Source organism: Bacteroides sp. RTP31139st1_H2_RTP31139_211217, from assembly GCF_040227615.1.
Lineage (GTDB): Bacteria > Bacteroidota > Bacteroidia > Bacteroidales > Bacteroidaceae > Bacteroides > Bacteroides uniformis.
Genome location: NZ_JBCNZM010000065.1, coordinates 326 through 6883, shown reverse-complemented (window position 1 = coordinate 6883; position 6558 = coordinate 326). Strand labels below are relative to the sequence as shown.

The following is a 6558-nucleotide window of genomic DNA, read 5'->3' as shown; positions in this document are numbered from 1 at the left end:
GTTTGTACACCATGCGACAATCCCACTATCAAACGTGCAGCCCTTTTCTCTGCTTTGACAGGTCTTCGACATTGTGACATTATGAAAATGAGATGGAAAGAGCTGACAAAGGAAGGCACTCACTATCGCATAAACTTCGAGCAAAAGAAGACAAAGGGCGTTGAGTACATGCCTATTTCTGAGCAAGCGTATGATCTATGTGGAGAACCCGGGCATCCTGACCAATTAGTATTTGAGGGTCTTCCTGCTCCATCGTGGATTTCCAAACCTTTGTCAAGATGGATTGAAGCATCTGGAATCACTAAGCATATCACTTTCCATTGCTTCCGCCATACTTATGCTACGCTCCAGCTGAGCAATGGCACAGACATTTTCACGGTAAGTAAGATGTTGGGACACACCAATGTTCGTACGACGCAGAGATACACAAAAGTTGTAGATGAAAAGAAAGAGAATGCAGCCGATGCAATCAAGATCGATTTGGCTGCTATCAAGTAACATATTCACCTGTATTATATATGGCAAACATAATTGAAGAAATATTCAAGCGTTTACAAAGAGTAAACCATATCATAGCATCACGGACAAATGTATCAGACATTACATTTGCTGATGCTTATGTGATAGCACAATTTTATCACGATTATCAGAACACCAACGGCATCATTGATGATGTTAAGAATTTGGCACGTCAAGACGGAAAATCCCTCTATGAAAGCGCTATAGGCTTAAAGAATGAGGTGGATAAGTTTGTCTCTATTGATTTGAGTGCTTGGAACGCATTGGACTTCATAAATATGGAGCTGTCTCACTTGAAAGAATATAAAGAGAGATGGGATGCGGCCAAAGATAAAGCAACGAATCTGTGGAGAAAGTATCAAACTGAAAGTAACAGACTTGATATGATGGATTTTAATTCAGAGGACTTCAAGACATTGGATGCACAATGTGATAATACGAAATTGGCATACGACAAAGCGCATAAGCAAGGAGAAGAACTATATGGCATATATAGGCAGGAGCAATTGAAGTGTGGACAGGTGCATTATTTTGAGATGCAATTTCTGGAGTTGCTGATTCGTAAAATATCAAAATTAGTAGATGTCATCCTAAAAAATGGAGAATACTTGGAGAAGGAGGTATAGACATGATTGATAAATCTTTAATACTGAAAGAAATAGCTCAGTTGAGGGATATTGTCAACCTTGGCGTTTGTGTTGGGATTTATCAGACTTGTAATGGCAAGCAGTTCAAGCACATGCCCGCAAGCGACTTCATCAATTTTTTGAATCTCAAATTAGATAAAGCCAAAGTCCATCCACTGCCTCGACAAAAACAACGTATTTGCTATATGTTGTTTGCTGTTTCACACACCATTGCTTTGTCTGATTCCCCAAGACATTGGATAGAAAGCATGTTGGAACTATGCGATATATCTCCAGAGTATTACGACAAACATCATAAAGATTTCCTTAGTGTTGGAGTTTCGGAAAAGAACAAAGAATACAAAGAAATAATAGATGAATCCATAAAAAGGAGTTACTAAGTGTGGATATCCCCACCATTCCACGCTTTTCCACAAAACTTACATTGTTTAACTATTGGCAGATGCGTTATTCACTTATTATCAAGCGAATAGCGCATCTGTCATTTTTATATCCCCACAAAGCCCCACGTATTGCCACACAAACGTAGATGTACCTTTGCACACAGAAACAAAATATTGATAAATATGCAACAAGAAAACATCACGTTTAATGACATGCCTCAGATGTTGGCTGTCATGTATGCCAAACTTAATGAGTTGGGCGATAAGGTGGACAAACTGATACCACCAAAGAAGAGTGAAGAACAGCAATGGTTCAATGTAGCTGATCTAATAGAGTTTTTGCCTACTCACCCGGCAGAACAGACCATCTATGGTTGGACGAGTGCAAGAAAAATACCATTTCACAAGAAAGGAAAGAATATCATTTTTAACAAGGCAGAAATAGAAGAATGGCTGAAAAGCGGTACTTATCGAAAATCGGAAGCAGATTTGGAGAACGAAGCCATGGCTTTTATAAACAACAAGCGTTATGGAAGGAAATAAGGAAGAATATATCAGAGTGGGTACTTGTCTGTACAAGATTGCCCAACAACCATTAGCTAATGGTACTTGCACATTGCGTCGCATCCCATGGAGTTTTGGCACTATCCGACAGGATTATGGTAAGAACAATACGCCACCTATTCGGAAATATGACGGTTTTTGTACTGTTCCCAGCCATACCGATTATCATAAAGAGATTGGCGGTTTCTACAATTTGTATGAGCCCATTGACCACATACCATCAGAAGGAGAGTTTCCAGACATTATGAAGCTGATACACCATATCTTTGGTGAACAATTTGAGTTAGGGATGGACTACATGCAGTTGCTCTATGCCAAACCTACGCAGAAGTTACCAATATTACTATTAGTATCAGAAGAGCGCAATACAGGCAAGACTACTTTCTTGAATTTTCTCAAGGCGGTGTTTGAAGACAATGTAACTTTCAATACCAATGAGGACTTTCGAAGCCAATTTAATGCGGATTGGGCAGGTAAGTTACTTATTGTTGTTGACGAGGTGCTGCTATGCCGACGAGAAGACTCAGAACGCCTAAAGAATTTGAGCACAGCACAGACATACAAGGTTGAAGCCAAAGGCAAGGACAGACAAGAAGTGAATTTCTTCGCCAAGTTCGTTTTGTGCTCCAATAATGAGCTTTTCCCAGTTATCATTGATACCGGAGAGACACGTTATTGGGTGCGTAAGATAATGCCGTTGGAAAGCGATGATACGAACTTCTTGCAGAAGTTGAAAGCGCAAATTCCAGCTTTCTTGTATTACTTGCAACATCGGGCACTATATAGCACTAAAGAGAGTCGTATGTGGTTCAATCCTACGCTTATTCATACGGATGCTTTGGAACGCATCATGCAATGCAACCGCAACCATACGGAGATTGATCTCGTAGAGTTATTGCGCAGCATTATGGAATGTCAGAAAGTGGACAAGGTTTCATTTATACCACAAGACTTGCTGCCATTGCTTTCCCTTAATGGTGTGAAGGTGGAACTTTGGCATATTCGCAAAGTAGTGAAGGAATTATGGCGTTTGAAGCCGGCTCCAAATGCACTTTCATATACGACATACCAATACGACTACTCTAAGCCAACAAAATTTGGTGCAGTGAGTCGGGTGGGACGTTATTATACTGTGACTAAGGAGTTTATAGAATCATTAAACATATAATCATTGTTGATTTGTTGAAATGATGAAAAGAAGAACATATACATTGTGGCATAAGCATTTACGGCTCAACAATATGGTCAACAGTAGCTCAACGATTTTCTCTTTTCATCATCCTAACTCAACAATTCAACAACTCAACAACAAATTAACGATGAATACATTCGATAATAAGCATATACAGATAATTGACTTTCTTGCAAGTCACCATTATCAGCCTACTGCAAAGAAAGAGGCAAACTGGTGGTATTTGTCTCCATTGCATGATGAAAAAACAGCATCATTCAAGGTGGACATCAATAAAAATGTTTGGTACGATTTCGGATTGGGTAAAGGTGGTGGAGTTAAAACCTTAATAGAGCTGTTGTTTCATCCAAACAACTTTCAAGATTATCTTCGAAACTTAACGATTGCCAATCCTGTTCAACAAATACAAGAAACGAAGACGGCAGATGGCATAGCTTTTACCAATATAGAAACTGAGGAGCTGAACCATTATGCCCTGTACAAATATGTTGTACAAAGAGGGATAACTTGGAATGTGGCAAAACGGTATTGTACGGAAGTTCATTATCGTAGTCATGGCAGAAACTATTTTGCATTGGGCTTTCCAAATCGCTCGGGTGGTTACGAAATTCGCAATGCTTATTTCAAAGGTTGCATCTCTCCAAAGGATATTTCCGTAATATCACAAGGTAACGAAGTCTGCCATGTATTTGAAGGTTTCATAGACTTTCTATCTTATGTTGTGTTGCATGGAGATTGTGATGCCGTTGTGTTGAACTCTGTAATCAATGTTCCTAAGTGTATTGAGATCTTGGACAAGTACAACTGCATCTATTGTCATTTGGATAATGATGAAGCGGGACGTAATGCAACCTTGCAACTCAAAGCAAATTGCAGAAGCCAAACGATTGATGCATCAGACGAATATGCAGGAGATAAGGACTTGAATGATTCCCTCCGCAAGAGAAAAGTGGAGTCAGTTGAAACAAGGCAACATTATAACTCCAAGCGATAAATGTTTCACTATGGTCAAAAACATGCGTTAGCAAATTATTAAGTTCTTTCGGGAGCAAGTTTGTGTTTTCGATATACGAAAACTATTCCAATCGGTATACCCGATTGTGCTATTGCCTTTGCCTTTCAAGCATATGGCAAATGTCAATACCTGTTGAGAAACTTGTCCCTCAAGAACTGAAATCAAAAGAATAAGAGATAAATGGCAAAACATGTTATCAACAATCCTGGAGGGCGCAAGCCTCTCCCTGAAGAGGAAAAGTATGGCAAGCCCATACCAGTTCGTTTCACACCAAAACAGTTTGTCCGTATCAAACGCAAGGCTGGAGGGATGCCCATAAGTACTTACATTCGTGAAGGCGCACTTCATGCTATCGTGCGCCAACCGGTTTCGAAGGAGTTGATGAAAGAGATAAGAGACTTGAATAATCTTGGAACGAATATCAATACCTTGGTTAAGCTTTCTCACCAAGCAGGGCTTATGACCATTGCAGACAAAGCCAACGAAGCCCTTGATGGAGTCAATGCTATTCTCCATCAAGCTCGTCTTAAAATCAAAGAGAAAGAAGACGAACAAGAAAATCAAAGTTAAACTACAAAACACGACAGCATATGTATGGTAAAATACTTCATGGAGCATCATTCGGTGGGCTTATCAATTACATTAACGACCCACGCAAAAATGCGACACTGGTTGCTTCAAGCGACGGAATCAATCTTACAAATAACCAAACCATAACAGATAGTTTCGTGATGCAGGCAGGTTTGAGTGCTCGAACCAAGAAACCTGTAGGTCACTTTATTTTATCGTTTTCACCCCATGATGCGCTACGCATTAATGACAATCTGTTAGGGCAAATAGTCAACGATTACTTGAAGCGCATGGGATATGACGACAATCAAGTTGTCGCATTCCGTCATTTCGACAAAGAGCACCCACATGTTCATATCATGGTAAATCGAGTAAACTTTAAAGGCAAATGCACCAAAGACTCACATGAGAAAGACAAGAACATAAAAGTGTGTAAGGAATTGACTGAGCAATATGGCTTATTTATCGCAAGAGGAAAAGAGGCCATCAAAGAAAGAAGACTTCGCTCAATGGATGCCATCCGTTATCAGATGTTGCATCGAGTAAGCGAATCATTGCAAGTCTCTCGAAGTTGGAAAGAATTTGAGAATGAATTGTCAAAAGCAGGAATCCGTTTGCGCTTCCGATATAATACTAAAACAAATGGTATAGAAGGAATATCGTTCACTCTTGCCAAGGAAAATATCAGCAGCAAGATGAAACATGACATCTCTTATAGTGGCAAGCAATTGGATTCATCACTCACTCTTGCATGTATCTGCAAGAAACTCGGCAACCCTATAGCTATCGTACATGAACAGGCAAGAGACATGTATGATGATGCTCGGCAAGAATGGTACGATTCGCATAATGCCTATGATGTAAGAGATATAGATAGAGTATTTCCCGATTTCGATTTACGTTTCCCCAGGCAAGCCCAAGCAAGAATGTATGATGCCCCGCAGATGTGTGGCAACGAACAGACTTTGGAACAAGACTTCTTTGATGAATTGTACCAAGCTGCAGATGACGTTTCCAATATAGGCAAAGGAGCGATTCAAGTAGGACTCACTTCCCTTGGAACCATTCTCTTTCCTCCATATCAACCTGCCATATCTGCAGGTGGTGGAGGCACGTCTTCTAAACTTGATTGGGGAGATGATGACAAATACAAGAAAAAATATAGCAGTAGAAGTCGCAGCTTCGGAAGAGGCAGGCGTTAATCAAACTTATAAACATCAACAATATGGCTAAATCAAACGAACAGTTAGAGGATATACTTGATGACTTGTCTGTCATCAAAAACAATAATGTCGCAACAGAACAGAGACTTGGTAATATCGAAAATCTATTGGCGAAGTTGGCAACAAAAGAGGAGGTCGCACCAATAACGCCTCTTGCAAGTACCTCAGCAACTTCTATTCCGTATGACGAGATAAAGAATGCTGTTCATGAAGAAATGGATAGTTACTATAACGCTATGTCTGATTCAGCAGAACTTCTATCGGATAAGACCCTCAAACGTCTGGGGACTATCTTCATTGAACTGTATGTTGAAGAAATAGAAAAATACTTGGAAAAAGACGAAAAAGAAAGAGAGTGCAAACGCAACGTGTATCTGCAAAAGCGAAAAGCGCAAGGCTTAATGACCATTGAGCAAGTAGCAGAATGGGCTCCACAATATTCGTT

General features: G+C 39.9%; 7 protein-coding genes and 2 pseudogenes (1 of these 9 running past the window's edge). All 9 read left to right on the top strand.

Annotated features, from left to right (window positions below; genetic code table 11):
• Nucleotides 1–498, top strand: a pseudogene (locus ABUA47_RS12315) (phage integrase SAM-like domain-containing protein); it begins 828 nt to the left of the window's first position.
• A gap of 20 nt (nt 499–518) precedes the next feature.
• The gene (locus tag ABUA47_RS12310) at nt 519–1145 is read left to right on the top strand and encodes a hypothetical protein (RefSeq protein WP_349824532.1); all 627 of its coding nucleotides are present in this window, start codon (nt 519–521) and stop codon (nt 1143–1145) included.
• Between the two features lie 2 nt (nt 1146–1147).
• On the top strand, nt 1148–1546 hold the full coding sequence (locus tag ABUA47_RS12305; RefSeq protein ID WP_244063736.1) for a hypothetical protein: 399 nt from the start codon (nt 1148–1150) through the stop codon (nt 1544–1546).
• A 186-nt stretch (nt 1547–1732) separates the two neighbouring features.
• Nucleotides 1733–2092, top strand: coding sequence for a helix-turn-helix domain-containing protein (locus tag ABUA47_RS12300; RefSeq protein ID WP_008997496.1), 360 nt, complete (start codon nt 1733–1735; stop codon nt 2090–2092).
• The gene (locus tag ABUA47_RS12295) at nt 2079–3281 is read left to right on the top strand and encodes a primase-helicase family protein (RefSeq protein ID WP_349824533.1); all 1203 of its coding nucleotides are present in this window, start codon (nt 2079–2081) and stop codon (nt 3279–3281) included. Before ABUA47_RS12300 ends, ABUA47_RS12295 begins: the two co-directional genes overlap by 14 nt.
• 19 nt (nt 3282–3300) lie before the next feature.
• The gene (locus ABUA47_RS12290; protein WP_349824534.1) at nt 3301–4299 is read left to right on the top strand and encodes a toprim domain-containing protein; all 999 of its coding nucleotides are present in this window, start codon (nt 3301–3303) and stop codon (nt 4297–4299) included.
• Nucleotides 4300–4500: 201 nt separating this feature from the next.
• Nucleotides 4501–4890 (top strand): plasmid mobilization protein, encoded by a 390-nt coding sequence (locus tag ABUA47_RS12285; RefSeq protein ID WP_259029664.1) that lies wholly within the window; start codon nt 4501–4503, stop codon nt 4888–4890.
• Nucleotides 4891–4910: 20 nt separating this feature from the next.
• Nucleotides 4911–6092 carry a relaxase/mobilization nuclease domain-containing protein gene (locus tag ABUA47_RS12280; RefSeq protein ID WP_349824535.1) on the top strand — a complete coding sequence of 394 codons (1182 nt, stop codon included), beginning with the start codon at nt 4911–4913 and terminating at the stop codon, nt 6090–6092.
• Nucleotides 6093–6115: 23 nt separating this feature from the next.
• A pseudogene (locus tag ABUA47_RS12275) lies at nt 6116–6558 on the top strand (hypothetical protein); the annotation flags it as partial.